Origin of the sequence: Saccharicrinis fermentans DSM 9555 = JCM 21142, assembly GCF_000517085.1 — a bacterium.
GTDB classification, from domain to species: Bacteria; Bacteroidota; Bacteroidia; order Bacteroidales; family Marinilabiliaceae; genus Saccharicrinis; species Saccharicrinis fermentans.
Window position 1 is genome coordinate 4860263 of the sequence record NZ_KI912107.1, and the last position, 26756, is coordinate 4887018.

General features: G+C 37.6%; 20 protein-coding genes. 9 read left to right on the forward strand and 11 right to left on the reverse strand.

Features of this window, described 5'->3' with window-relative positions:
* The 3 genes from CYTFE_RS0120100 to CYTFE_RS0120110 all read right to left on the reverse strand — a co-directional run bounded on the left by CYTFE_RS0120100 (position 1) and on the right by CYTFE_RS0120110 (position 2023).
* A complete protein-coding gene (locus tag CYTFE_RS0120100) occupies positions 1–669 on the reverse strand; it encodes a hypothetical protein (RefSeq protein ID WP_027473280.1) in 669 nt (222 codons plus the stop codon).
* Positions 666–1061 (reverse strand): hypothetical protein, encoded by a 396-nt coding sequence (locus CYTFE_RS0120105; protein WP_027473281.1) that lies wholly within the window; start codon positions 1059–1061, stop codon positions 666–668. Before CYTFE_RS0120105 ends, CYTFE_RS0120100 begins: the two co-directional genes overlap by 4 nt.
* A gap of 248 nt (positions 1062–1309) precedes the next feature.
* Entirely contained in the window at positions 1310–2023 is a 714-nt protein-coding gene (locus CYTFE_RS0120110) for a hypothetical protein (protein ID WP_027473282.1), read from the reverse strand.
* A 208-nt stretch (positions 2024–2231) separates the two neighbouring features.
* Between CYTFE_RS0120110 and CYTFE_RS0120115 the strand changes: the two genes are divergently transcribed.
* Entirely contained in the window at positions 2232–3428 is a 1197-nt protein-coding gene (locus CYTFE_RS0120115) for an ATP-binding cassette domain-containing protein (RefSeq protein WP_081736052.1), read from the forward strand.
* 1218 nt (positions 3429–4646) lie between these two features.
* On the opposite strand, the gene istB is transcribed toward CYTFE_RS0120115, so the two are convergent.
* From istB to CYTFE_RS0120135, 4 genes are all read right to left on the reverse strand, one after another.
* Complete coding sequence (istB, locus tag CYTFE_RS0120120; RefSeq protein WP_027473182.1) at positions 4647–5408, reverse strand: IS21-like element helper ATPase IstB; 762 nt, start codon at positions 5406–5408, stop codon at positions 4647–4649.
* 3 nt (positions 5409–5411) lie between these two features.
* The gene (istA, locus tag CYTFE_RS0120125; RefSeq protein ID WP_044263248.1) at positions 5412–6947 is read right to left on the reverse strand and encodes an IS21 family transposase; all 1536 of its coding nucleotides are present in this window, start codon (positions 6945–6947) and stop codon (positions 5412–5414) included.
* 1005 nt (positions 6948–7952) lie between these two features.
* Complete coding sequence (locus CYTFE_RS0120130) at positions 7953–9239, reverse strand: glycoside hydrolase family 117 protein (protein ID WP_027473285.1); 1287 nt, start codon at positions 9237–9239, stop codon at positions 7953–7955.
* A 14-nt stretch (positions 9240–9253) separates the two neighbouring features.
* Positions 9254–10411: a glycoside hydrolase family 117 protein gene (locus tag CYTFE_RS0120135; RefSeq protein WP_044213015.1), complete on the reverse strand. Its 1158-nt coding sequence runs from the start codon at positions 10409–10411 to the stop codon at positions 9254–9256.
* A gap of 318 nt (positions 10412–10729) precedes the next feature.
* On the opposite strand from CYTFE_RS0120135, the gene CYTFE_RS0120140 reads away from it, so the two are divergent.
* The 5 genes from CYTFE_RS0120140 (at position 10730) to CYTFE_RS0120160 (ending at position 18894) form a co-directional block, all read left to right on the forward strand.
* Positions 10730–12340: a tetratricopeptide repeat protein gene (locus tag CYTFE_RS0120140; RefSeq protein WP_081736053.1), complete on the forward strand. Its 1611-nt coding sequence runs from the start codon at positions 10730–10732 to the stop codon at positions 12338–12340.
* Positions 12341–12550: 210 nt separating this feature from the next.
* Positions 12551–13627, forward strand: coding sequence for a lysylphosphatidylglycerol synthase transmembrane domain-containing protein (locus CYTFE_RS0120145; RefSeq protein ID WP_027473288.1), 1077 nt, complete (start codon positions 12551–12553; stop codon positions 13625–13627).
* A gap of 114 nt (positions 13628–13741) precedes the next feature.
* Positions 13742–14545 carry a molybdate ABC transporter substrate-binding protein gene (modA, locus tag CYTFE_RS0120150; protein WP_152541751.1) on the forward strand — a complete coding sequence of 268 codons (804 nt, stop codon included), beginning with the start codon at positions 13742–13744 and terminating at the stop codon, positions 14543–14545.
* Between the two features lie 39 nt (positions 14546–14584).
* Complete coding sequence (locus tag CYTFE_RS0120155) at positions 14585–17683, forward strand: PAS domain-containing hybrid sensor histidine kinase/response regulator (protein ID WP_027473290.1); 3099 nt, start codon at positions 14585–14587, stop codon at positions 17681–17683.
* Between the two features lie 191 nt (positions 17684–17874).
* Positions 17875–18894: a branched-chain amino acid aminotransferase gene (locus CYTFE_RS0120160; protein ID WP_027473291.1), complete on the forward strand. Its 1020-nt coding sequence runs from the start codon at positions 17875–17877 to the stop codon at positions 18892–18894.
* 124 nt (positions 18895–19018) lie between these two features.
* On the opposite strand, the gene CYTFE_RS0120165 is transcribed toward CYTFE_RS0120160, so the two are convergent.
* Positions 19019–19402 (reverse strand): hypothetical protein, encoded by a 384-nt coding sequence (locus CYTFE_RS0120165; RefSeq protein ID WP_027473292.1) that lies wholly within the window; start codon positions 19400–19402, stop codon positions 19019–19021.
* A 69-nt stretch (positions 19403–19471) separates the two neighbouring features.
* Here CYTFE_RS0120165 and CYTFE_RS27450 point away from each other — a divergent pair, with 69 nt between their 5' ends.
* On the forward strand, positions 19472–19852 hold the full coding sequence (locus CYTFE_RS27450) for a septal ring lytic transglycosylase RlpA family protein (protein WP_052343325.1): 381 nt from the start codon (positions 19472–19474) through the stop codon (positions 19850–19852).
* Positions 19853–20155: 303 nt separating this feature from the next.
* Here CYTFE_RS27450 and CYTFE_RS0120175 read toward each other — a convergent pair whose 3' ends face one another.
* Together CYTFE_RS0120175 and CYTFE_RS0120180 are read right to left on the reverse strand one after the other, a co-directional pair.
* On the reverse strand, positions 20156–22210 hold the full coding sequence (locus CYTFE_RS0120175; protein ID WP_027473293.1) for an insulinase family protein: 2055 nt from the start codon (positions 22208–22210) through the stop codon (positions 20156–20158).
* 32 nt (positions 22211–22242) lie between these two features.
* On the reverse strand, positions 22243–23574 hold the full coding sequence (locus tag CYTFE_RS0120180; RefSeq protein ID WP_027473294.1) for a M16 family metallopeptidase: 1332 nt from the start codon (positions 23572–23574) through the stop codon (positions 22243–22245).
* 314 nt (positions 23575–23888) lie between these two features.
* Between CYTFE_RS0120180 and CYTFE_RS0120185 the strand changes: the two genes are divergently transcribed.
* Both CYTFE_RS0120185 and CYTFE_RS0120190 read left to right on the forward strand, forming a co-directional pair.
* The gene (locus tag CYTFE_RS0120185; RefSeq protein WP_027473295.1) at positions 23889–24359 is read left to right on the forward strand and encodes a DUF6452 family protein; all 471 of its coding nucleotides are present in this window, start codon (positions 23889–23891) and stop codon (positions 24357–24359) included.
* Positions 24337–25086: a DUF6048 family protein gene (locus CYTFE_RS0120190; protein ID WP_027473296.1), complete on the forward strand. Its 750-nt coding sequence runs from the start codon at positions 24337–24339 to the stop codon at positions 25084–25086. The genes CYTFE_RS0120185 and CYTFE_RS0120190 overlap by 23 nt, the downstream gene beginning before the upstream one ends.
* An 88-nt stretch (positions 25087–25174) precedes the next feature.
* On the opposite strand, the gene metK is transcribed toward CYTFE_RS0120190, so the two are convergent.
* Entirely contained in the window at positions 25175–26425 is a 1251-nt protein-coding gene (gene metK, locus CYTFE_RS0120195) for a methionine adenosyltransferase (protein ID WP_027473297.1), read from the reverse strand.
* Positions 26426–26756: the final 331 nt, after the last annotated feature.

Here is a 26756-nt window from a genome sequence, read left to right on the forward strand (position 1 = left end):
TTAAATTCTTCTGAATGTTAACCAAACAGGCCATTTTATGCTTTTGTAACTACGTCCGGTTGTGCTGGTAATGATCATTTGTATGGTTTTGTATTTCTCCAGATCTGCAATGCTGGAATAGAATTTTTGAGCATCAATGTTAAATTTATGTCCTGTTCCGGGAGTGAGTGTGATGGGAAAATAATTTTGGCCACCAATATTTTTAATAATAAACTCTCTTTTTTGATTTCCGTTAAAAAAAGCCAAAGTTGGATTGTTGAATGAAATGGATTCACGCGTGCGGTTAATGAGTAATACCTTTAAAACAAGATGACCTGTGGCTTTTTGTTTAGCATAGTCGACTTTAAAAATGACTACTTTGGGAAAAAGCTTCTCTAACCAGCCGTATCTTTGTGCTACAAAAAAGCCAAGAATCACGACAGCCATCAGTAGTATAGTGGTGAAATCAGTCTGGGGTTTCGGCGTGGGTTCGCCCTGTGATGTTTCTTGTGGAGTGTCTTTGTCGTCTGGTGAGATAGTGAGATCCTTTGTCTGTGACTCAATAGTGCGTTGGGGCGGAAGTGCTCCCCGACTGCAGATCTGGAGCATTAATACAGTCCCCAGTAATACATATATAACCACCCTGTTTTTCTTCACAAAGGCGGTAAAATCTTTTATTTGCTTGTTCATTGTTTTTTTGGCTCAATTTTTTGAGGGAATGGGAGTAGTCCTTTGTAATTAATATAAAATTCACCACCAGAAACAGGCTTGGCCATTTCTGCATCTGTTTGACCATTGGCGTTGGCAATGCCCACACTGGCATACCAACACGTGGCTTTGTGCTTCTTGCCAAGCTCTTGTACCTGGTTGATTACCTCAGGTAAGATAATGCCCATGTCGGGATAGTAGCCTGATTTGACTACCACCATATGGAATTGATCGTCTTTTTTTGCCAGAATTTGTGGGTTCACGTCTAGTTCTTTTCTCACGTTAAGAACTTCGTATCCTTTGTCCACCATGTCTTTATACACCACCTTAATTCCTAGAAAATGTAATTCTTCTAGGTTCATCACATCTGCCATTGCTTTGTTTTTTTTAGGACGCTAAAATGCAAAAATTAATGCACCTAGGCAAGGGATTAAATAGCCGTACTGGTCTGACCTTTTCATAAAAAATCTATTGTGAATATAAACTGCTTTGTCTTTATTCTTTTCTTGTTATATTTTTATTTCTATAATTTAAGAACTAATCAGATTGACTGATATGTGACGAAAGTATGCTGACTGATATTTTAATAAGTATCTTTTGCTGTTTGTGGGTTTAAAGGTTGTCAATGTCCTATCTCAAATAGAAAGGTGGTATTGGGATATTCAATGGCAAAGTTATTTTCAAGAACTGTTCTTATTTTGTTTAATTCGTGCATGAAATTTTCTGATAATTGTCCACCAAATTTATCTATTTGCAACGTAAATTTAAATTGGCGGTTCTTATGCTTTTGAACGTTGTTAGCGGTGTCATAAATTAAACGCTGAATATCGAACAATAGTCGTTCTTCATTCATATGACCTATCAGAAAAGCGATGCTGGGTTTTTTAGCTGTGTTCTCTTTTGTTTCAATGGCATTACAGGAACTCTCTTCGTAGTCAGGTGCTTCTGTGAGGTAAAAAATATTGTCCTCTAAGTTGCTGAATTCAAGTCCTCCAAGGGGTTGGAGATTTTCTTTATTGACTAATTGAAAATAGACCAATCCCTTATCGAAATATTTGCTATATCCTTTATAAAGAAAATAATGTATTTCCTGATCTTTTTGCTGGTTACTTACAAAGTCGGTTATTACAAAGGCTTCTGACTCATATTGTTTTAAGGTTGTTGTTACAAATTCATTGGTAAAAGCATCCATCTCTAAATCTACTTCATTGCCAAAATTGGAACGAAGAAGTAATTTGTTTTTGGTGTGCAGGTCGTTCATGTTTTCTTCCAGCAACAGAAGGTTTGCTTTTTTTACCATTTTCTTTAAAATAATGGCTGCTTCTAGATAAGTCATAGGATTTAATTCATTTGTGTTGTATGTGATTTCAAAAATATTAAAAAATAGCTGATGTGGGGGTGTTTTTGTTGGGGTAATAGCTTAAAAAAATATAAAAATAATATGGATGTGGTAAGAACTGTTTTAAAATTAGATTTTTGTTAGATTTGAATCCGAAATAAAATAGTAGCGCGTTTTGAAACATTATGCCATAGAGTGTCTAAATATGAAAGGTGTTTGGATGCAGAACTTGTTAAAGGGGAAAGCTGAAATAGAGTCCCTGAGGAATAAATCCGGATTGTTGTTTTCGACTATAACCTTGGATAAAATCATAGAGGAGGAGACCAGGCACGATAAGTATTTATTGTCAGATGGTTCAGGAAGGAGTATTCGGACTTATAGTAGTGGGGAGCAACGCAAAGCATTGCTCAAATATCAAATGGAGCAGAAACCAGATTTTTTGGTCCTGGATAATCCTTTCGACTGTCTGGATGTGGAGTCTGTGGATCAGTTAAAACAGGCGTTGACAGTCGCAGCGCAGTCTTTACCAATCATCCAGGTGTTTAAGCGACATAAAGATATTTTGCCTTTTGTGACGCATGTTTTGATGCTTGATCACGACCAATTGAGTGAGGTATGTGCCATTGATAAATATGTTTTGCAGTTTTCCTCTGGAAAAAAAGCCAGACTGAGAAATGGAATCCCGGCTGCGCCAAAGGCTTATAAAAATGTGCCCGATGTACTTGTTGAGCTAAGGGATGTGCAAGTTAGTTATGATGGTAGAATGATAGTGAATAAGATCAATTGGTGTGTGCGAAGAGGTGAGTTTTGGCATTTGAAGGGTCCCAACGGTTCTGGTAAGACTACTCTGTTAAGTATGATTTATGGTGATAATCCCAAGGCTTTTGGGCAGGAGCTTTACTTGTTTGGAGCCAAAAAAGGTAGTGGAGAGAGTGTATGGGAAATCAAGGAGAAGATGGGTTATTTTACCCCATCTCTGACAACTCTTTTTCCTGGTAATCATAGTGTTGAACAGATGATTATATCGGGTCTGGTGGATAGTGTTGGTTTGTATTTAAAACCAAGCGACCAGCAAAGGCATATGGCGCGAGAGTGGTTGGAAGTATTGAACTTGACAGATAAGAAAGAAATGTCTTTTGGTAGTTTGTCGCAAGTTGATCAGCGTTTGGTGTTAATTGCGCGGGCCATGATAAAACATCCTCCCTTGCTTATTTTGGACGAACCTTCTACCGGCTTGGATGATTATAGTGCATCTCTGATGGTGGAGTTGATTAATATAATTGCTGCAGAAAGTGATAGTGCAATCATATATGTGTCGCACAGAAAAGAAGAAGGGTTGGATGCCCAATATACGTTTGAATTGAAGAAGGGAGATAGCGGTTCTGTCGGTGTGATGTATTAAAGTATTCGTTTTTAACACCGTTTAATATTTTTTTGTATCGCTTCACTTAAATATATACTACATTTGCAATGTAGATTTTTTTTCATAGATTTAGATTTGGTTAACAAAGCTGATTTTAAGGGTAAAAGGATAGATGTTTCCATCTATCCTTTTTTTTTGTGCCGTGCATGGTAAATAACTAGATGATGCAAGTTCATTATGGGGGTTTGTAGTAGCCAACGGATCACGCCAAAGGTTGGTGCTGTTAAAAAAAGTATTTATTTAGCTGTTAAATAGAAATAGCTAAAATAAATTGAGAAAGAAGAACTATCATCGGAGCTACTGGCTCTATTCTTACCAGAAGGGATATTAAGTTGTGGAGTTGTTAAGGTGGCGAGTTGAAGGGTATAAGGTTTAGAGTGTGAGCTTGGGGGTGTTTTTCAATCTATGGAGTATCTTCAATGAAAATATAGAGTGTGATAATTTTCCATAAGCATATTCGATAATTTCTAATCTTGAAAACAAATTCAAGTAAAACATAGAGTGTGACAACGTATCCATAACCATATTCAATAACTCTCAATGAATAATCCCCATTTAAACACACAGCAATCAGTAAGAAGTCTGCAGGGTTGGCCAGAACAATAGCCCCGTGGCCGGCGTCGGCGAGAATCTTGAGGGTGGCGAGTTGTTATAGTTGTTAAGTTGATGGAATTGGCGAGCTGGTAAAGATGTTAGCTTGTTAGCTTATTAGGTTGGTGAGCTGGTAAAGTCGTGTAGTTGTTGAGTTGTGTCTCTCAGGTATTGCAAGCTTTCTTTTTTAATAGAACTTCAAGTACAGCATAGAAGTTCTCAATTATAAAATCTATATTTAAGCTCTTTCATCCAAAGGATATCTTCTATTTATATACAAAATTATCAGTTAAAAGACCGTAGGGCAGGCCAGAACAATAGTCCCGGGGCCGGCGGTGGCGAGAGAGTTTCAAGGGCGCACTTGAGGTGGTTGTGCGCCGGACGGAATTGGAGCTCGATGCCGGGGAGGTAGTGATCTATTGTTCTAGACCTTTTTGGTTCTTTTTATGGCAATGATAAAAAGAACATATATAGAAATATTAAAAGCAAGCATGAAAATAGCAAATTTAAAACCATCAATTTTTCGTAACAGTAAACCATCATTCTACAATAAAAAATATATTAATCAACCCTCTGATTGTTGAGGGAGCTTAGCGACCGAGGCAATCAGAGGGTTGATTGCTGCTCGAAGATTGTTTTTCTGTTTTCCATTCTGTAACTTTTACCTTCGAGTTTTACAACTTCACATTTAAACAATAATCTATCTAACAAAGCAGTTGCCAAGACTTCATCATCGAGCATTTCTGCCCATTGCTGAGGGGATTTGTTTGTTGTGATTATTACAGACGTTTGTTCGTGCAGATGATTTATCAGGTTGAAAAATGCAACTGCTTCATGTTTCTTAATAGGAAAAAGCATTATATCGTCTATAGCCACTAAATGAGCCTTTAAAAGACGATTATAAGTGTTAAGCGCACCAGATATCATTTCTTTCATTTTTAACACCGTTATTAGTTCCTCCATTGTGATAAAGTAAGCTTTATGACCAGATTTTACAGCATCGTTAATCAGTCCTGCCGCCACATACGTTTTTCCTGTTCCTGAGGGGCCCATTAGTATCAGGTTATAATTTTGTTCCATCCATAATAATTCCCGTAATTGTTTCAGTTGAGGCACAGTCATACCATTTGCCATGTTAAAGTCATACTTGTCCAGGTTGTGATCTTTGGGTAATCGGGCTAATTTCATTCTCCTGTCAAGATCTGTTTTCTTTCTGTGCTGCACCTCTCTTTGCAAGAGCTGTAATGCAAATTCCTGATAAGATGGTTTATCTATCTGTGCCTGATGAAGCACTGCTTCTGGTTCGTTTTTCATCTTTGTTAGCCGTAAAATATCGGCATAGTTTTTAATTTGATCTAATAGCTTCATTTTCTAATTCATTATTGATTCATATTCATTGATATCACTTTTCTGAGGTTGCATATCAGCATTTTGTTGCTTATTCAGATTGCCGGTTTCTATACAAACATTGTGTTTTACATTCTTTAGAGCTTGCTCATTTTCAAAATAATTCAGAACTTCGGCGAAACGATTGGCATTTAGTATCTGATTTTCATAACAGTAAAGCAGGGCTAAGTTGATTATTTCCTGAGATGAACTTTCAATGTTCTTTTGTATAACTCGGAGATTATCATGAAAATACCGGGGTTTATCTTTCTCTATTGCTGCCAAATATTGTTCGGCTTGAGGAATATATCTTAAGCTTTCAAAAACCAGCTCATAGGTTTTTTGCAGAGTCTTTGACTTTTCCCTTGCATGGTCATTATTTTTAATAATCCGACCTGTATCTAAAGACAGCTCATGTGTGGCCAGCAACTGGTTATCAATCGTATAAAAGAAACGCTTCATTTCTTTTTCTTCCAGTAAAACATTGGCACCCCTGTCTTGATATGTACCCAAAGGCAAGCTGTAGTAATTACTTCGATAAAGTACCGTGTTATCTTTTCTCACAGGATATATCGGCAAGTTTAAAAATGGTTTTTCCGGTTTTCCACTATAAGTCAGCAGGTATTGCTTTTCTTTTTCCCACTCTTGCTTTGGAATACGCCTGGTTGTACCATGTATCTTCGCATTTCCAGTGCGATCAAGCCATTGTAAAACTTCTTTTTGCAACCTGTCAATATCTTGGAATACTCTTCCTTTCAGATAATTGTGTTTTACGTATTTTACTACATTTTCAACTTTTCCTTTGCTTTCAGGGTCAGCTTTTCTGCAAAATATTACCTCAAAGGGATGTGCATTTGTAAACTGCATAAATCCATCAGTAAGAAGAACATCGCCAAGATTTTCATCTTTTACAAAAACACGATCCTGATCGTAGATTATTCGACGGGGGATTCCCTCAAAATATTCGAATGCCAGTTCATGTGCATAATTTGCTGTCTCTGTAGTAAATGGTATTCGTTGACAGTAAACAAACTTTTGTCGGGAACGGGAAAGTACCATTGTAAAAAAGTAAATCTTAATTCTGCCACTTCCACTACTAAGCATTCGGTATGATCCAAAATCTACTTGTGCCTCTTCTCCATATTCTGTTTCGGGAAGCTTCTCGTATTGGCGTGGAAGTTTCTCTTTATGTTTGGGTATATTTTGTTCCTTTCTTACTGTTTGAACAAAATTATAGACTGTTTTACTACTTACATTCGGCAGATCAGAATAATGTTCTTTTAATCTATCTTCAATCTGAGCTGCTGATAAATAGGGGCCTCTCTCCAGTAATTCTTTGACAAAATTATAATACTCATTTAGTTTTTTTGGCATTCGCCGTGGAGTACTAATCCATGCTAGAAATTGTGCTTCGCTCATGGAAAGGTATTTACGTACAGTTCCCCTGTCGATACCTAACTCTAATTTGATTTGACTTTGGTTTAGTCCTTGTGATGATAATTCTTTAACTTTGTACCACATAAAAAATTTTTTGTTTTTATTCATAGCCTTCTTCGTTTCTGTTTTGCAACTTAAAGATGAAGGCTATTTTTGTCTTTACAAATGATGATTTTCAATTGCGAAAATTTGATGGTACAAAGTTTCTATTTACACCGAATAAAAAGAACATATCAATAAGCAGCAAGAGCAAGGAGTGTATTAAAAGAATCAATCTATCCTCTCTATACAGAAACAATATTTTCAATTTAATAAATGCATTCAAGTAAAACACAGAAGTTTTCAATTATAAAAACCATATTCAATAATTCTCAATGAATGAATAATCCCCATTTAAATACCCAATCTCCAACAAATCGACTGCAGGGTAGGCCAGAACAATAGCCGTGGCCGGCGGTGGCGAGAGAGTTTCAAGGGCGCACTTGAGGTGGTTGTGCGCCGGACGGAATTGGAGCTCGATGCCGGGGAGGTAGTGATCTATTGTTCTAGACCTTTTGGGTCCTTTTTATGGCAATGATAATAACGAAGTTATCATGAAGGCCTTTTAAAATATACCTTCCCGAGTAATTCGGCGAAGCCTGATCATGAGAGCCTTTTAAGATCTACCTTCCCGAGTAATTCGGCGAAGCCTGATCATGAGAACCTTTTAAGATCTACCTTCCCGAGTAAAAAGGACATTAACGGAAGTTTCAAAAGCAAAGAAAATCATCATACACGTTAGAAACATTGCTCTCAATTAGATAACGGAAGTACCAATGCTGCAGCAGAGTCTTTCAATACAAAAGTAAAGGATTTCAGATGGCAATTCAGCGGTGTTGTTGAAGTAAAGTTCTTCTTGTTCAGATTAACAAAAATATTTGCACGACAACTATAAGCAACATTTATACCCAACTTTTGGCACTGAGCCAGTAATGGTGTGATTGAGGAACCGCCTTGGTGCGGAATGGAGGGAGGTGTATCAGAGAGATACTTTATTTATCTCCCTGACCATCTACCCGATTGAACAACGCCCATTCATAGGAGCTTTTGTTATTCCCCTGTTAACCGTTTGTTTTCTTCACGAATTCTTTCTTTCTGTTTAGCATTTAAGCTATGTTTATAGTAGTGTTCCGGTCTGTAATAGGTGTTGTGGTTTTTCATATCCTGATCATTTACATCCAGGCTTAAATCGCAATCAAAACGCAATAATATGGCATGATTGTTTTCCCAACCTGTTGCTGCAGTGATGTGAGAAATACCCCAAGTAATTCCGCGACCATCTTTGGTGTTGGTAAAAGCATCAGGGATAAAAGGTCCTGCTGCAGTGGGCATTAGTTTGGTAATAGCCGCTATGTCAAAGTTCACGCCGTCAGGTGCATATTGAATGGTGAAATGTTCGTTTCCATCTTTGATGACCAATGCTGCCATCCCTTCTTTAAATGGAAACATGGACGTTTCGTGGCCTGAATTGATCACTGGATTTAAAGGGTGTTTTTTGAATGGCCCTAGTGGGTTGTCTGCTATGGCTAATCCAGTCATGCGAACCAAACGCGGATTCCCATCAAAATCTGATTTATAGTAAAGGTATATTTGATCGTTGTACACTATTGGGTTTGGGTCGTGAATGGAATATTGATCCCACTCCCCTTCGTTGCCATTGTCAACCACTACTTTGTTGTAGGCTGTCCATGGACCATCCGGTGAATCGGAGTAGGAGACTGCAACGGGACAATCGTCGCCGCGTAAGCCACTGGCTTGCATAAAACCCTGATAATATAAGTAGTATTTCCCTTTGAACTTTAAAATGTCACAAGTGGTTACTGAGCGCCAGCCTACCTGTGGTTTTGGTGGACGTGGAACGGCCACTCCCTGCTCATGCCAGTTAATGCCGTCCTTGCTGGTGGCGTACCATATTTCTGATAAGTCCCAGTCGGCCGAAGGAATTGTGTCATTGCATTTTTTTGCCCCCATAGGTTTGGTGGGTGTATGCCTATATGTATACCAAACATAGTATTGTCCATTTTCAAATATCACTTTGGATGGATCTCTTCGCGAAATGGTTCCATCATGGTTGTTGTAATCAAAACCTTTTAATTCTGTGTATTTAAATTGAGAGTACAATTCATTGTCTTCAGGTCGTGGCGCCATGTATCTGTCATAATTGCGTTCCATAGCCTTGCTTAATGGGCGATTGGGTTTTTCTTTGGGTAGGATGAAAGGAAAACCTTTGGTGGGAATGCTTGATTCCGCTGACTCCTTATGCCCTGTGGTGCATGATGTGATCCATACAAAAGCCATGAGGACCAATGAAATTTTTAATAATGTGATTCGTATCATTTTCTGTTTTATTTTTATTGTGCAAAATCTACAAAGTTGCCATGACGTTGCTTGCGTCTAGATGTAAATCGTTTGATACACTGGTAGTCGCCAGTGACATATTCATGGGTCAATCCCCAACGCATTACTTCTGTAGGATCTTTCTCGTTGTCAACAGTGCGGTTGAGTCCAATGGCATGGGGTGCACTGGGGATGGATGACATAATTTCGAAGTTGATGCCATCGGGTGACCATTGGATGGTGTTTTTTTCAGGACCATCGGTAGTGATTAAGGAGGCAATACCTCCATTGTATTTCCACACGCATATCTCGTGTCCACTATTACTGATTGGGTTATAAGATGATTTAATATATGGTCCCTTGGGGTTGTCGGCGATGGCTACACCATGTCTTATTTCTCGACCTCCGAAATACATTTCTTCGCCCATGCGTTCGCCTTTGTAATACAGGTAAAACTTTCCCTGAAATGGAATGATGCATGGATCGTGAACTTTATGACTGTCAAAGTCTCCTTTCTTAATTACCTCAAATCTGTTTTTTTTGCCGGGTAACCACTCTCCGTTATCGGCAGGGCTTAATATTGGTTCTTTGCTTTTTGTCCATGGCCCGTCAGGAGAGTCTGACCATGCCAGACCGACTTGATTTTTGGTTCTATGTGTGTAAGGCGACTTTATGGTTTGATAACATAGATAGTACATGCCTTCCCATTGCATGATTTCCACTGTAAATACGGAACGATCATCATATTGACCCTTTTTGCCACGGGGAATGGCAAGTCCTTCTTCTTTCCAAGTGATACCATCCAAGGAAGTTGCATACCATATGTCGCTTCTGTCCCATGGAAATACTTTGTCTTTTTCAATATCACCCTCAAAACCTTGTGTTGGTCCTGTACTTTTGGTATACCAAACGTAATAGCGATCATGGTGCTGAATGATGGCACTGGGATCTCGACGGACAACGCCTTCTTCGTATGCCAAGTCTCCCTTTAGTGGTTGTTCCGAAAAACGAATAAACCATTCATTACCGTAGGTTGGCCATTTAAGTGCTCTTTTGCTCGCTGCGCTTAAGTGTTTTTTATCGGTTATTCCATATCGTTCGATTAATGCATCTGAGACTTCTGTTTGATCGGGACTCTGATCATTTGCGTTTTGCTTACAGCAACTTTCCATGAGCAAAAATGCAATGCTTACCAAAAATAGATTTCTGAAAAGATTCATAGACATAAATGTATAACTTATTGTTAAGTGTTGTCAGTAAAAATATTTATTATCAATTGTGTGTTCAAATTTGATAAAATTGTTTTAATTTACGTCTTTTCCTTACTCAATCAAAACTAAACAATGCGAATAATCAAATGTACAATGACTAGATATCTTGGTTTATATTAAATTGTAAAAAATTATATATCATGTGATTGCAAAAATATTAATCTAACATTGTATTTTTGTGAATTACATTCAACTAGGCAAATAACGAATTTAATACCTATGGATAATAAGAAACGCATATGCAGCATGTTTGTGTTGATGGTTCTGTTTTTACTTCATTTCAGTGCGCTTTTATTTTCGCAAAGTATCGATCAGGTGCGAAAGAATTTCACAAGAGCGAGAGACATCAAATATTCGCAAATGGATAGCTCGCTTTTTTATTTTGAAAAGTCTAGACAGGATTTTCTGGTATTAGGGGATACTCTAATGGCTATAAAGTGTCTTTTGGAGAGTTCTGTAGTTAATACGACAAAGGCAGATTATTCAAAGTCTTATGACGGATATTGGGAGGCTTTAAGCTTGTCGGAAGGTGTTGGCTCAAAGGAGTTAGCAGCTTCGGCATGTGATGGTTTGGGAACTTTATATGGTTTGTTTTATAGACATGAGAAGGCCTTGGCTTACTATCGTAAATCTTTAGCTATTAGAAAAAAGTTGGTTGAACAGGGCGATATTGCCTTGACCGAACTCTTGGGTACTTATTATCTGATGGCCATCAATTTCCGTGAACAGCAAAAAATAAGTACTGCTCAACAATATTTAGATACTTGTTATCAGATTAGAAAAGCATATCCGAGTAAAACGGTTTATATCGATGCCGAACAGGGGTATTTGTATTATTATCAGAACAGGCTGCCAGAGGCAGAGCGGATACTAACTGAAGTTGAAAAATCATTTTTATCTGCTAATGAATCTTATTTGGTTATCTTATATTCTTTTATGGGCGATTTGTATAATAAGATGAATGACTTTGATAAGAGCTCATACTATTATTTACAATCATTAGAAGCGGCTAAGAAATACAGATCGCATCAAAATTATGTGCCCGAAGTTTATAAAAAGTTGGGCGATTTGTATATGTCTGTTCATAAGTCGCGACAAGCTTACTTCTATTTAACCAAGTCCTTTAATGCGAATGATAGTTTATTTGGTGCCAGGAGTGACAATAATCGTAGATTTATTGAGATAAAGGATCAGTTCAGGCGAGAGCAGGAAGAGCAGCAAAAGTTGTTAGAAAAGGCCAGACTTACTAAGTTAGAAAATGAAAAAAGGATATTGTTTCTTAGAAACTCGGTATTGACCATTGTGCTCATTTTTTTGGTTTTGATTTCCTTCTTTGCGCTTTTATATTTAAAGCACCGTCATAAAACAGCCGAGCAAATACTTAAATCAGAGCAGAAGGCCAAGGAGGAAAAGAATAAGGAGATTTTAGAAGTAAAGAATAAGGAGTTGACATCTTCGGCTTTACAACTGATTGAAAAAGATGAGCTTCTGATAGAAATTAAAAACAGATTGAATGCCGTAAAAAATAAGGACTTGAGGGATTTGATTGCAAAAATAAATGCCAATAGTAAGCATGACTGGAAGGAGTTTGATACGCGGTTTACAGCAGTCAACCAAGGTTTTTATAAATCATTGAGCGAACGTTTTCCTGATCTAACACAGCGTGATCATAAGCTTTGCGCTTTAATCAAGCTCAATTTCTCAAGCAAGGAGATGTCTCTTCTTTTAGGTATTTCAATTGAAAGTGTTCATACCTCGCGTTATCGATTGCGTCAGAAATTAAAGTTAGATAAGGGAGAAAACCTAACGGAGTTTATTGCTAAAGTATAAATAACAATGCACCTAGTGGCAATGATGTATCAATTGTACATGTAAAAGAAGGATTGGATCGTTGATGTAATTATTTGTGCTTGCTTCAAGTGATGACTATTGTGTATTTTAGACTGAAAATGAATGACGGATATTTGTTGTCTTATCCTATTGTTTTGTATAATAATATCATTTTATTGTTTAATTTTACTTTTACAAAGTAAGTTTTAAATGCAGACTCAAGATAACTCAGGCAAAATAATTAAAAGCATCCGACCCTCAAGGATTGTGTGGCCTATAATTATTGGTATAGGTTTTTCTGTGTATATGTTGTACCACGAGTACCAGCCCGGGAGTCTCAATGTTTTGCAACTCAGCTATAAAACAGCTTTTTGGATCGCAGTTTCTTTGATGCTTATGGTCATGCGTGATGTTTGCTATATGTATCGTATTAGATTATTGTCTAACCATAAGCTCACATGGCGAAAGGCTTTTTCTGTGATTATGCTATGGGAATTTACTTCTGCGATAACACCATCTGCCATTGGCGGAACCAGTGTTGCTATCTTTTTTCTCAGTAAAGAGGGAATACGAATAGGACGAAGCACTGCACTGGTGATGGTCACTTCTTTTTTGGATGAGTTGTTTTTTATTATTGCTTTTCCAGCTGTTTTGATATTCATTGGACGTACAGATATTTTTGGGTTTGGTATGGATGCGGCAGAGAACTTGCCTTGGTATAAAAATCAATTCATGATTTTTGCGTTGACAGGCTATGGCCTTAAGTTCTTGTATACTGTGGTTCTTACCTATGGCTTGTTTGTGAATCCTAGAGGTCTTAAATTTCTTTTGTTATGGATTTTTAAGCTGCCTATTATACGTAAATGGCGTCCGGATGCCAATGAATCAGGTTCTGACTTGATCAATACTTCCAATGAGTTTAAGCAATGGCCCCTGAAAAAATGGTTTAAAGCTTTTGCGGCCACTTCGGTTAGCTGGATTAGTAGATATTGGGTTGTTAATACAATAATAATTTCTTTTTTTGGGTTTTCTTTTATTGATTTCGATGGACATGCCTTGGTTTTTGGAAAACAGTTGGTAATGTGGATTATGATGATTATAAGTCCAACACCGGGAGGTAGTGGCTTTGCAGAATATGTATTTAAAGAATTTTTGGCTGGTATCGTACCTGTAGGTACAGGGGTGGCTATGGCATTTGTCTGGCGAGCAATAAGCTATTATCCCTATTTATTCATAGGGGGTGTCTTGGTTCCAAGATGGATACGTAAACACTTCATAAAACGATAGTTATATTTGACTAACATAAAATATTATTAGACCAAATAATCTTTATCAACCGTTCTTTCTGCGTAAATTGAAAAAAATAGTTAAGTATCTAAAAAAGACAAAGAAAATTTAAAAGTGAGATATTTCATAACGATAATTGTAGTGTTGTTTTTTATTGCTTGCGATGAGGTGAAGAATAAAAACAATGAGACTGCTTCAGAAGATAAGAAGGAGCTTACCATATATTGCGAAAATGCGATGGTGCCAGTGCTCATGGAACTTAAAGATAAGTTTGAGAAGGGAAGGACTTGCGTTATTAAACTTCATAATGATGGTTCTCAAAATTTGAGCAGCCTTATTCAATATACGCAGAAAGGTGATATATATCTACCTGCTTCAAGGGTCGGTTTTAGGAAGTTAAATAGTAGAAAATTTAATTATATTGTTGATTCGGTCTTTGTTGGATATAATTCATTGGTAGTTATGGCATTAAAAGGTAATCCAACCGGATATAATGGCGACATCAATACCCTTATCCTAAAAAAGCATGCCATCATTATCGCCAACCCAGAAAGTAGCTCATTGGGTTATGATACACGTGCCTATCTTAAAAAGAAGGGACTGTATGATGATGTATTAATTAATGTGGTGGCCTTGTCGACCGATAGTAGAGGTTTGGTAAAGAGCTTAAGAAACGATGAGGCTCAGTTAGTGCTCAATTGGGAGAGTGATATTTATGCGAATGGAAATCGTAATCATGTGGAAGTGTTTAATATCCCTGATTTTCAGCAAAATCCAGCTGAAATATATGCGGGTATCCTATCCACAAGTGAGCATCCCGAATTGGCGAAACAGTTTCTGGAATATGCAACGAGTGATGAGGCTGTGGCAATATTTAGAAAATATGGCTTTAATCGGAGGAAAACATTAATTTTTTAAATTTATACCCTGAACATTAAGATCTGAAAATATAACCCTGTGGTCAAAACTTCTAATACGCAAAAGAGACAATCATATATTGGAGAGCCAATTATAGCTAAGCTGTACTTGTTGCTCGCTATTTTTCTGCTTACCATCGCCGCTATTTTGGTTATTGAAAATTATTTCGATAAAACTTACATTGTCCGATATCAGGAGGTCATCCGTAATCAGGAACAAAAGAAAAAAGTTGAGAAGGTTCTGCAGAAGAATATTTTAAAATTAAATCTGCTCTTTAAAGATTTCTCTAGCATCGATCATCCCCAAAAGCTTACCAATACCCAAAATAGTATTACTAGTTTGGTGACTGAATGTTTAAATATTGTTGAAATACTGGATCGGGGAGGAACACTCAATGAAGTGAAACCTGTTAATTTGCAAGACCAAGAATTGGTGACCGAGGTGATTGTGCATAAAGTTGATGAATTTACAGGTACTATACCGGAGGTGCGTGAATTGGCACCTAAAGTCAATGATATAAATGTGCTGGCTGTGAAAATATCAGCCATAATTGCTTCTCATCTTGAGAATGAACAGCCGGATGATGAGTCGTATATGAAAAATATAGGATTTTTACTCAAACAGTCGGAGAGTCATTTTTCTCGTATTAATGAAATTGAAAATAAAATCTCGTATGATATTAACAAAAATGTGGTTACTCTCAGTAATGCCAGTATTAATATCATCAATAAATATAATAACTTTAAATATCTGAGTCTCTTTATTTTCACCCTGATAGCCGGTGTAATAACCTATTATTTGATCATTCAAATTAAAAATGTAATTATTAATAGGAAAAAGGCCGAAGAGAACAACGAAAAGTTATTGCAGGCTGTGGAGCAAAGTCCTATTTCTATTATGATAACAGATACCAAAGGGAATGTGGAGTATGTGAATCAGGGGTTTCAGGATATTACGGGATATGATAAGGAAGAAGTATTAAAAAATAACATTGATTTTTTCCATAATAATAACGTGGGTACCCCTCCTGCTTTTTGGCAAACCATTCAGGAGGGTAAAACATGGACCGGAGAAATTAATAATCGCAAAAAAAATGGGGAGGTTTATTGGGAAAAGGTTCTTGTTTCGCCGGTGCTCAGTAAAGCCAATACTATTTCTAGTTTTATTGCTATCAAGGAAGATATTACCGAAAAAAGGATGTTGACACATTCTCTGGAGGAGTCCATTGAATCGATGAAGACGATCATTGAGAATCTTCCTGTGGGAATCCTGATTGTGAATAGTAATAAAGAGATTATTCAAGCCAATGATACTGCGGCCAATATTATGGGGTATAAAAAGCAGGAGGATGTAATTGAAGCCATGCGGGGTATTGATTATGGAGAGGTCTTTATTACTCAAAAAGAAGAACATGTATCTGATCCTTCTACGCGGGTGGTGGTGTCCATGCTCGAAGAGCGATTGGAGGTAAAGCAAAATAACAGGTCGCGATCTATCCTTAAAAACATTATACCCATACGTCTTAATAATGAGAACGTTTACCTAGAAGCTTTTATGGATATCAGTGCCCAGAAAGAGGTTCAGAAGAAGGAGGCTGAATCCAATAAGGCCAAATCAGAATTTCTGGCTAATATGAGCCACGAAATACGTACGCCTATGAATGGCATTATCGGGGCTACTGAGTTATTGAGTAACACTGAGATGACGACAGAACAGGAAAATGTGGTTTCCATTATTAGTCGTTCCTGTGAGAATTTGTTGAATATCATTAACGATATTCTCGACTTCTCCAAGATAGAGGCAGGAAAGATGAAGATTGAACTTTATCCCTTTAATATTCGCTCAACGATCGATTATTTGATGGATCAGATGTCCTTTAAAACAAATGAGAAGGGGGTGGAACTGATCAGCAGCATAGAGCAAACGATTCCGAGTATATTGATTGGAGATGAGAGCCGCCTGATTCAGGTGTTGATTAATCTTTTGGGAAATTCAGTTAAGTTTACAGCTGATGGGGAAGTTGTGCTTAAGGTAGAAGTGAGTAAACAAATTGGTTCTCAAATATCTCTTCATTTTATGGTGGAGGATTCTGGCATTGGTATTCCTAAGGATAAGTTGGAGAAAATATTTGAATCGTTTACCCAGGCTGATGGCTCTACAACGCGTAAGTTTGGTGGAACTGGATTGGGTACCAGTATCTCAAAAATGCTGATAGAGTTGATGGGGGGTAAAATTTGGGTAGAAAGTCCTAATCCAAATTTTGCATGGAGCGCCGATAGTCCGGGTTCTGTATTTCACTTTATTGTGCCCTTGAAAATAGATAAGAATCAATCGCCCGAAGAGTTGCAAGGTAAAAGGTTTAAAAATATAAAAACCCTGGTGGTTGATAATCATAAAACCAATGTGCTGTTGTTAAAGAAAACGTTAAACAACTGGGGAATTGATTCCGAAAGTTGTTCTGATGAAAAATCAGCATTGGATATGGTTAAAAAAGAAAAGGATTTTAATTTGGTCATTATCGATTCCCACGTTTTTAGTAAGGTGGATGGGAATTTTATCCTTACTATTAAAAAGGAGATTAGTAAGGTTAAGATAATCCTCTTTACTTCCAGCCTTAAATGGAAAGAGAATTATAGCTTTGATGGAATCGATCAAATTATTCATAAACCCATTAAACATACCCAATTATATACCACTATTGACGCTATGTTTTTTGCCAATGTGGACAATGGAGAAAATAATCAGCATAATCAGGTATCTTTTGAAGAGAGGATTAAGAATAAAATTGTGCTACTGGTAGAAGATAATATGATTAATCAGCGTATCGCAGAAAAGATGTTGGATAAAATTGGACTGAAAACTGCCATCGCTAACAATGGTAAGGAAGCAGTGGAGATGATTACCAGTGGTGAATATAGCTTTGACCTGGTATTGATGGATGTACAGATGCCGGTTATGAATGGTTTGGATGCTACATCTGCATTACGTGAAAAAAATATTACGGTTCCAATTATTGCCATGACGGCCAATGCCATGAAAGGCGATAGAGAGGTGTGTATAGAGGCCGGTATGAACGATTATATAGGCAAGCCTGTTAAGTTGGATGATTTGGCAAAACTCATGGATAAATGGATTTGAGTTGGTCCTGTGTCTTTTATGGTGGGTCTTTATTTTTCAGATAAAGCCTTTGTACCCATATTATTGTATCTTTTTGTTAAAATAGCTTTGTGCTGTGTGCAAAGTTGCTATCTATCATGGGTTAATTCATTTTATTGTTATAGCTTTATATCTTCAAAATATATATTAGTTCATTATTTAATCATATTTCCATGAGCAAAATCGACTGGACAAACTTATCGTTTAGTTATATCAAGACGGACTATAACGTGCGTAGCTATTTTAAAGACGGCCAATGGAGTGATTTAGAGGAAAGTACCTCTGAACAATTATCCATGCATATGGCTGCTACATGTCTTCATTACGGCCAGCAAGCTTTTGAAGGGCTGAAGGCATTTAAAGGAAAAGACGGCAAAGTCCGTATTTTTCGAATGGATGAAAATGCAAAACGTATGCAGCACTCGGCAGATGGTATTTTAATGCAACCAGTGCCTGCTGAATTATTTAAGAAAGCAGTCATGCGTGTCGTCGAGCTTAATATGGATTATGTGCCGCCTTACGAATCGGGTGCTACTTTATATATTCGTCCTTTATTGATTGGATCAGGCCCTAAAGTTGGTGTGTCTCCCGCTGAAGAATATACCTTTGTTGTCTTTGTTACACCTGTGGGCGCTTATTTTAAAGAAGGATTTAAGCCTACTAAACAAATGATTAGCCGCAAATTTGATAGAGCGGCTCCGCAAGGAACTGGAAACTTGAAAGTGGGTGGGAATTATGCTGCTAGTATGCGTGCAGGAAAAGTGGCTCATGAGGGTGGCTATTCCTCGGTCTTGTACTTGGATAGTAGAGAGAAAAAGTATATTGATGAAGCCGGGCCTGCAAATTTCTTTGCAATTAAAGGAAATACCTATGTTACTCCTTTGTCGAATTCTATTTTGCCTAGTATTACAAATATGAGTTTGATTCAGTTGGCAAAAGATATGGGCTTGAATGTAGAAAGAAGAAAGGTGGAAATGGCTGAACTTTCTGAGTTCGATGAGGTAGGTGCCTGTGGTACTGCAGCAGTTATCAGTCCTATAGGACAAATTGATGACATAGACGAAAATGTATCGTATAAATTTGGAGATCCGTCGGAGGCAGGACCAATTTGTACCAAATTGTATCATAAATTAAGGGGAATCCAATATGGTGACGAACCTGATAAATATGGTTGGGTCACGATTGTAGAGTAAAATGATTGAGAAATGTTATTATAGATGAATGCCGGTAGATAAATGCTTCCGGCATTTTTTATGCCCTAAGCTAATTTATGAATAGCTCTGGCCAGAAAAGGGTAATGAAATGGGGAGTAAGGTACTAGCTGGCTCTTCTTTCTTCTACGATCATAAGCGCCTCTTCTCGAATGATGGTGGGTAATTTAATGTTGCGTAGTTGTATGCTTTTAATCCAATTGGCCACTTCTCGTTCTTTCAAAGTGTAGAGTATGTCGCGAAACTCTTCTATTTCTGCATCATTATACTGATCGGCATCCTTTCCTTTAAAACGATCTAACTCTTCGTCGTCGTAGTATTCAATATTGTCGCTGGAGTTAAGTAAACTGTCTGCTTCACAAACTTCATGCGCACCACAACAATCATCAGGAACTTCTCTGGTTTCTTCAACTATTTCGTCAGGTTTACTCCTTGAGGCAAACCACGCAAAAATCAACGCCACAATAATAAGTAATACAATATAAATCATAGTGCAAAATTATAAAAAAGATTGAAGCTGATAGCAACAAAATTTGTTAAATGAACGTTTAAATTTATAATGTATAGTTATGGATTTTCTTTTTTTATGAAACGTTTTGTGGTATTGCTCATTTTGATGACTAGTGCTGGATGTCTTTTGGGTCAGGAGAGGGGAAAGGCTTCTTATTATGCCAATAAGTTTGAGGGGCGAAAAACCGCAAGTGGTGAACTGTATCAACATCATTTGAAAACAGGAGCACATAAAACCTTACCCTTTGGAACCTTGGTTAAGGTAACGAATGTTGAGAATAATAAGACTGTGATTGTTAAAATTAATGACCGAGGTCCTTTTGTAAAAGGTCGTATTATTGATTTGTCGCAGAGTGCAGCAAAGCAAATAGGTGGATTGTTGGAGGGTGTATTTGATGTAAAATTGGAGCTTGTTCAGTCAACGGAATAAATCTGTTTGCTATATGGAAGACATCGTCACTTTATATGGCTTTTTTGAAAGATTGTTTCTCCTACGTTAAACCCAGAAAATGAATTAGTAAATCTATTGCGCCTTAAAATGTCGGGGAGATGCAGGAAGGACAACAGTTTTCTCCGGAAGATACCTAGAGACTTCCGGAGATACTGCTTGTAAATAAATTTACACCTTTTATTTGTATTAAAATATAAAGATGCTGTCAACTAATGCTAGCATTGCTGAGTAAATGTTATTTCGCTTCAACACCACCTTGTAGTACATAAGTTGGATAAACTACTACTCAAAAACGCTGTTGTCAATTCCCTGGTTAATTTCGATGGAATTTACTGTGATGTCAATTTGTTGGGGACCCATGCTTTGTGTCATAGACATAGGGAATTGAACCCCTTCCACTTCTTTGTAGTTGGAATAGGTGGTGGTTGAATTACCCATTGGGGAGCTTGATATTTCTTTTACTTTAAGACCACTGGCTACGTCGAAATACAGGATAGTGGTCTTTCCGGAAGGTGTGGTAGTGCTTATTTTGTACGCATCCTGACCGTCTATTTTATCTTTTCCGCTTAGTTCCAGTTGAAAACCCAATTCTTTGTATTTTAACTCGGGAAATAAGATAGCTTCATATTTCATTTCCTCTAACATAGCTCCTTCAAGTTTTTGTTCTTGCCCTTGCATTACTGCCATTCCTTCTTGCCCATTATAAACTTGTTTGCTGAGTACATTTTCGCCCATTAATGTTTCTATTTTTACCTTATTGGGTGCTTTCTGAAAAGTATTTAAGCTTAACTCCATGCCTTGAATCTTTAGGGATGCTTTCATGACCATATCGTTGATCTCTTTTACTTTTTTTGTTCCACCAATAGCGGCCACATAGTCTGCGATCACTTTTTCTGCACTGAGTCCTGCTGGAATTCCTGTACGTATGACTTTTTTTGCGTAGAAATCATATTCAGTTACTTTTTTGCCTTGTGCTATTTTCTTCATCAGGGGTTCAATGACAGAAACATCGCCTATGGCCAAGTACAGTGCATTGTCTGGTTTAATGTATTGATGAGCAGCCTCTTTTACGTCATTAATTGTTATGGCTTCCAGGCGTTCTGGATAGGTCTCGTAATAATCTTCAGGTAACTGGTATTTGTCTATATTAACAGCGAAACGTGCCAGGGTGGCAGGGTCTTCTAAAGCCCTACCGAAACTACCGGCCATGGCATTTTTTACCAGTTGAAGGTCTTCTTCATTCACTTTTTCAGCCACTATTTTTTCCATTTCCTTATGTATTTCTACAAATGCACTGTCGGTGATTGTTCCTCTTACATTGGAAAAGGCTTTGAAGGTCCCCATATGTTCATCGGGTTCAATACTGGAGTATGCACCATAGGTCCAAGCTTTGTCTTCGCGTAAATTTTTAAGTAGACGGGCGCTAAATCCACCACCTCCTAATACCTTATTCATCACCGTGGCTTTTAAAGCATCGGGTGTTCCCGGTTTTAGGTCGATAGGGTAAGAAACAGTAATATATGATTGTGAAGATCCATCTTTGTGTCCCATGGCATAGATGGGTTCATCGAAACCTTTGGGTTGAATGAATTTTTCGCTAGGTACTTCTTTTCTTTCCCATTGAGAAAAATTCTTTTTGGCGATTTTTTTTGCTTCCTTGGCCGACATGTCACCTACAATCACCAGGTAAGATACGTTGGGTCTGAAATAGGTGTTGTAAAAGTTTTTGCAATCGGCAATGGTGATGTTTTGAATGGTAGCTTCACTCATGATTTCTCCGTAAGGGCTCTCTTTTCCAAACATGAGCGCTGATGCTATATTGTTTGAAATAGCTTGTGGGTCGTCTTTTTGACTTTTTATTCCTGTTAGTGTTTGTTTTACCATCTTGTCCAGTTCGTCTTGCGGAAAAATGGGGTTGTAAAGAATGTCAGTCATTAAATCCAAAAGTTCATCAGAATGCTTTTTTAAAGCACTGGCTCTGATTCCTCTGTTGCTGGTGGAAAGGGATGCCCCTATAAAATCAATTTCTTCATCAATGGCGTCTTTAGATCGGGAGGTGGTGCCTGCTCTTAATAAATCGCCGGCAAAACTTGTGTAACCTGCTTTGTCACCTTCATAAATAGGATCCAAATCAAGTATGAGGGAGAAAGAGACAGTGGGAAGTTTGTGGTTTTCAACTACAATAACTTTGAGTCCGTTTTTTAATTCAAACTTGGTGAATTTGCCTAGTTCTAGTTGGGTTGCAGGACCTGCTTGGGGGGCTTTTGATCTATCTAGTTGAGCATTGCTTATCGAAAAAGATAGTGCTAAAAGTATTAGTATGGATAATTTCTTCATTTTTATTTTAACTTAAATTGTTGCGCAATAAATTAGTTGGCTTGTTCTGTTTGGGGAAGGTAATATATAACCACACGGTTGTTTTCGTTTAAATAGGTGTTGGCTACTCGCTGAATATCTTCTCTTGTAACGGCCATATACTTATCTAGCTCCTGGTTAATGAGGTTTGTGTTCTTGAAATAAGTGTAATTGGTGGCTAAGTTCTCTCCTATGGAAGCTAGCCTTCTGTTGCTATTTATTACCATATTTTCAATTTGGTTTTTGAGTTTTTCAAACTCTCGTTCCGAAATTAAAGTATTTTGAACCTTGGCTATTTCTTCGATCATCGCGTCTTCGAGATCTTTGTTTTCAACGCCAGAGTTAGGTAGTGCAAAAGCCAGTGTCATCCCCGGATCTTCCAGACTCATGGAGAAAGAGCCTACTTCAAGTGCTTTTTGTTGCTTGTCGACGAGTGACTTGTACAACCTGGAGCTTTGGCCTTTTGAGAGGAGGTTGTTTAGCATGTCAACAGCGTAATAGTCGTTGGTACCTATGGCTGGTATGTGATAAGCATGGAGTATTAGCGGAAGTTGTACGGCTCCGTATACAGTGTCTCTAATCTCTGCTGTTTGCTGAGGTTCTGTTATGTGAGGCCTGTATATTTCCTTTTCACCTTTAGGAATTTCAGAAAAATATTTATTAACCAATTGTTTTGCATTGGATTTGTTGATGTCACCTGCGATTACTAAACATGCATTATTGGGTACGTAATAGGTGTCGTAAAAATCTACAAAATCTTGATCACGAGCGCTCATGATGTGATCGGGATCTCCTATTACAGTCCACCGATAGGGGTGTTCTTTATAAGCGTTTTTAAAGGTTATCTCTAGTATGTTTCCGTATGGTTGATTGTCAACCGTTTGTTTTTTTTCTTCAATGACCACTCTTTTTTGAGTAGCAATACCTATGGAATCTACCTTCGCATGTAACATTCTCTCTGATTCTAACCACAGTCCTAACTCTAATTGGTTGGAAGGGAGAATCTCATAATAATAGGTGCGGTCGTTGGATGTGTTGGCATTTAAAGTGCCGCCTGCTTTTTCTACATAATTGGAGTATTCATGGCGAGCTATGTTTTTTGTGCCTTCGAACATTAGGTGCTCGAAAAAATGGGCAAATCCGGTTAGGTTGGGGTTTTCGTTTTTTGAACCCACATGATACATTACCGAGATGTTAACAATAGGGGTCGTGTTGTCCTGATGTAATATAACATGCAGGCCATTGTCCAGGTCGAACTCCTCGTATTCTATTTTATTGGATTGAGCAGTAATGCTTATGCATGCACAAAGACATGCCAGAGTTAGTGTCTGTTTGATTTTTAACATTTACTTTAATTTTTATTTATGACATAAGTTTTATAACCTGAAGATTTTGACAAGGATAGTGCCTTTTTGTTTAATAGTCTGTTTAATAGGTGCATGTGGGGTTGTGGTGCTGTAAAGAGTGTTCGGTTTGGTACAATTTTTATTTGAAATATGCCCGATATCGGACATGTGTGCATTTGAGATTCAGCAGTGAATTTTTCAGGTTATTCGTTGATTTTCACGATTTATTTGGAAAGATTATTGCTAAAGCCTTGTTCTATTGCTTTTGTTTTTTTGTTAATATTGCATTTTGAATAGTGTTAATACGATATTTGATGAAGATATTTACATATGTATTTTTGCTGCTTTTTATGTTTTTGACATATGCTTGTGGTGATGATAGTAGCGACTTCTGTTTGTCGAACCAACAGTCGGTACAGGTAGGATTTTACTCTTCGTACCAGTCATCTGATACCGATTCTTCAGTGAGTAATGTGCTTATTTATAGTACTGGAGTGGATAGTATTCTCTATGACGAGGCGACGGTGAGTGATGTTTATTTGCCTTTGAGTATGGAAAATGATAGTTCGCAATTTATTATCGAAATAAATGATTTAAAAGATACTATTTCATTTGTTCATCAGAAAGAATTAAATTTTGTATCTGGGGAGTGTGGTTTTATCTTTTCTTTCTATTTGGATACGGTGATGTACTCAGACGTTTCTTTTATAGATTCTGTGGCCATTGATTATGATGAGGTTGTGTATAATGAAAATCTGGAGAATGTTAAGATATACCTGTACTAGCTTATTGTTTTTGGCGCTTTTGAGTCCTGTGTTTGCGCAGGATTATACGCAATCTCAGAGTGAGCGTGAACAACAGAATATAGAGGATCAGGAAGGGACACCTCGTGCAAAGAAGGAAAAGATTCCTTATCCGGATAAGAAAAGAGGAACAGAACTGGGAATTGATATTTCAAGGTTCTTGCTACCCGTGTTCGATGAAGATAGATTTGCATTGGAGGCTCATATTAGAACAAATATTGGGAAGCGAACCTTTTTTGCGGGCGCTTTAGGTTCTGAAACCGTTTCTTTTGATGATAAGTCTTATACCTATGAGTCCACCGGTTTCTTTGCTAGAGCAGGTATCGACTACGATATTTTTGTGGTGGAAGATGCGGGTAATAATGATAATATTTTGATTGGACTGAGGTATGGGTATGCACTACAGGAACATGAATCCGGTTCAATTACTATTGAGGATGGCTATTGGGGTGATTATCACTCTTCGGTATCGCCTTATACCTTCAGTACACATTGGGTTGAGGCTATATTTGGGTTGCGAAGCGAGGTGCTAAATAATTTTTATATGAGTTGGATGATTCATTTAAAGTTGAAGATAAGTTCTGGTAATAGTGAATTATTGGAACCTTATGCTGTGCCTGGTTATGGTAACGGTTCTAATGCTTTTAATCTGGGTTTTTCTTATGTGGTTGGTTATCAGATTCCATGGGGTAATAAGAAGGCAAAATAATTGGGTCTATAGAATTGTTGAATGGTAAAAATAAGAGAAGCTATCCGAACCAACGAATAGCCTCTCTACTATTAGTGTTTATTTACAATTAAATGCCAAAGGCTGCTTTAATTTTATCTAAATAATCTAGCTTCTCCCATGTGAAGAATTCAACTTCTTTTTCTACGTCCGAACCATTTTCTTTTATGGTTACAGTTTGGGTGTATGGCTTCCGTCCAACGTGACCGTAGGCAGCTGTCGGTTCAAAAATAGGATTTTTGAGGCCAAAACGTTTTACGATGGCTGCAGGGCGCATGTCGAAAATTGTATTTATTTTTTCTGCAATCTCACCATCTGTTAAATCAACATTTGAAGTTCCATAAGTGTTAATGAAAAGTCCCACAGGCTCTGCAACGCCAATGGCATATGCTACTTGAACCAATACCTCGTTGGAAATCCCAGCAGCCACCATGTTTTTAGCAACATGGCGTGCAGCATAGGCCGCCGAACGGTCTACCTTAGAGCTGTCTTTACCGGAAAAAGCTCCTCCACCATGAGCGCCCTTACCTCCATATGTATCAACAATGATTTTCCGACCAGTTAAACCGGTATCTCCATGTGGCCCTCCAATGACAAATTTACCTGTCGGGTTCACATGTAATATGAAATGGTCATCGATGAACTTCTGTTCGTTCGTACTTAGTTTTTCTTTTACCCGTGGAATAAGTATGTCTTTTACATCTTGCTTGATCTTTGCAAGCATCGCTGTTTCTTCATCGAAATCGTCGTGTTGTGTAGATAGAACGATGGTATGTACTCGAACCGGTTTATTGTCGTCGTCATACTCCATGGTTACTTGCGATTTAGAATCCGGACGTAAGTAAGTCATTTCTTTTCCTTCTCTTCGAATGGCAGATAACTCTATGAGCAATTCGTGGGAGAGCTGTAGTGGAAAAGGCATCAATTCTTCGGTTTCCTTACAAGCATAACCAAACATCATACCCTGATCGCCAGCTCCCTGGTTTTCTTCTTCTTCTCGTTCTACACCTCTGTTAATATCTTCGCTTTGTTCATGGATGGTAGATATTACCCCGCAAGAACCAGAATCAAACATATACTCTGATTTTGTGTATCCGATGCGTTCAATAACTTTACGTGCTATATTTTGAACGGGCACATAACCATTGGTTTTGACTTCGCCACTTAAAACAACTAAACCTGTTGTAACCAATGTTTCTGCAGCAACCTTTGATTGTGGGTCTTGACGTAGAAACTCATCTAGTAAAGCGTCTGAAATTTGATCCGCTATTTTATCAGGGTGCCCTTCTGAAACGGATTCTGATGTAAATAAATACCCCATAACATTTATCATTTAGTTTATATAAAAATGTTTGGATAGCTAAAATGGAAGGGGATAATGCGTTTTAGCACTTTTTTAGAGTGGTTGCAATCAGTCAAATCCATCCACTATCCATAAATTGACCACACAAAGGTAAAGAAGATTCTATTTATTATGCAATATATTTTAGGTGTTTTTTGATTGGGGTATAAAAAGCCTTGTTTCTTAAAGCTTTAGCGATTTGTATGAGCTTGTGTGTTAGCGTAGTGTAAAATTATTTTATTTTTTTTCGAAAAATATTTGGAGTAAAAACAATTTGATATATCTTTGCATCCGCATTTGAGAAACAAAG

Coding starts and splice junctions, on each gene's coding strand:
- CYTFE_RS0120175 (WP_027473293.1), bottom strand. CDS start 22,210: ATGAAGAAATTATCCATACTAATACTTTTAGCACTATCTTTTTCGATA.
- CYTFE_RS0120130 (WP_027473285.1), bottom strand. CDS start 9,239: ATGATACGAATCACATTATTAAAAATTTCATTGGTCCTCATGGCTTTT.
- CYTFE_RS0120135 (WP_044213015.1), bottom strand. CDS start 10,411: ATGGAAAGTTGCTGTAAGCAAAACGCAAATGATCAGAGTCCCGATCAA.
- CYTFE_RS0120190 (WP_027473296.1), top strand. CDS start 24,337: ATGTTAAGATATACCTGTACTAGCTTATTGTTTTTGGCGCTTTTGAGT.
- istB (WP_027473182.1), bottom strand. CDS start 5,408: ATGAAGCTATTAGATCAAATTAAAAACTATGCCGATATTTTACGGCTA.
- CYTFE_RS0120105 (WP_027473281.1), bottom strand. CDS start 1,061: ATGGCAGATGTGATGAACCTAGAAGAATTACATTTTCTAGGAATTAAG.
- CYTFE_RS0120165 (WP_027473292.1), bottom strand. CDS start 19,402: ATGATTTATATTGTATTACTTATTATTGTGGCGTTGATTTTTGCGTGG.
- CYTFE_RS0120100 (WP_027473280.1), bottom strand. CDS start 669: ATGAACAAGCAAATAAAAGATTTTACCGCCTTTGTGAAGAAAAACAGG.
- metK (WP_027473297.1), bottom strand. CDS start 26,425: ATGGGGTATTTATTTACATCAGAATCCGTTTCAGAAGGGCACCCTGAT.
- CYTFE_RS0120145 (WP_027473288.1), top strand. CDS start 12,551: ATGCAGACTCAAGATAACTCAGGCAAAATAATTAAAAGCATCCGACCC.
- CYTFE_RS0120160 (WP_027473291.1), top strand. CDS start 17,875: ATGAGCAAAATCGACTGGACAAACTTATCGTTTAGTTATATCAAGACG.
- CYTFE_RS0120110 (WP_027473282.1), bottom strand. CDS start 2,023: ATGACTTATCTAGAAGCAGCCATTATTTTAAAGAAAATGGTAAAAAAA.
- CYTFE_RS0120115 (WP_081736052.1), top strand. CDS start 2,232: ATGAAAGGTGTTTGGATGCAGAACTTGTTAAAGGGGAAAGCTGAAATA.
- CYTFE_RS0120180 (WP_027473294.1), bottom strand. CDS start 23,574: ATGTTAAAAATCAAACAGACACTAACTCTGGCATGTCTTTGTGCATGC.
- CYTFE_RS27450 (WP_052343325.1), top strand. CDS start 19,472: ATGTATAGTTATGGATTTTCTTTTTTTATGAAACGTTTTGTGGTATTG.
- CYTFE_RS0120140 (WP_081736053.1), top strand. CDS start 10,730: ATGGATAATAAGAAACGCATATGCAGCATGTTTGTGTTGATGGTTCTG.
- istA (WP_044263248.1), bottom strand. CDS start 6,947: ATGTGGTACAAAGTTAAAGAATTATCATCACAAGGACTAAACCAAAGT.
- CYTFE_RS0120185 (WP_027473295.1), top strand. CDS start 23,889: ATGAAGATATTTACATATGTATTTTTGCTGCTTTTTATGTTTTTGACA.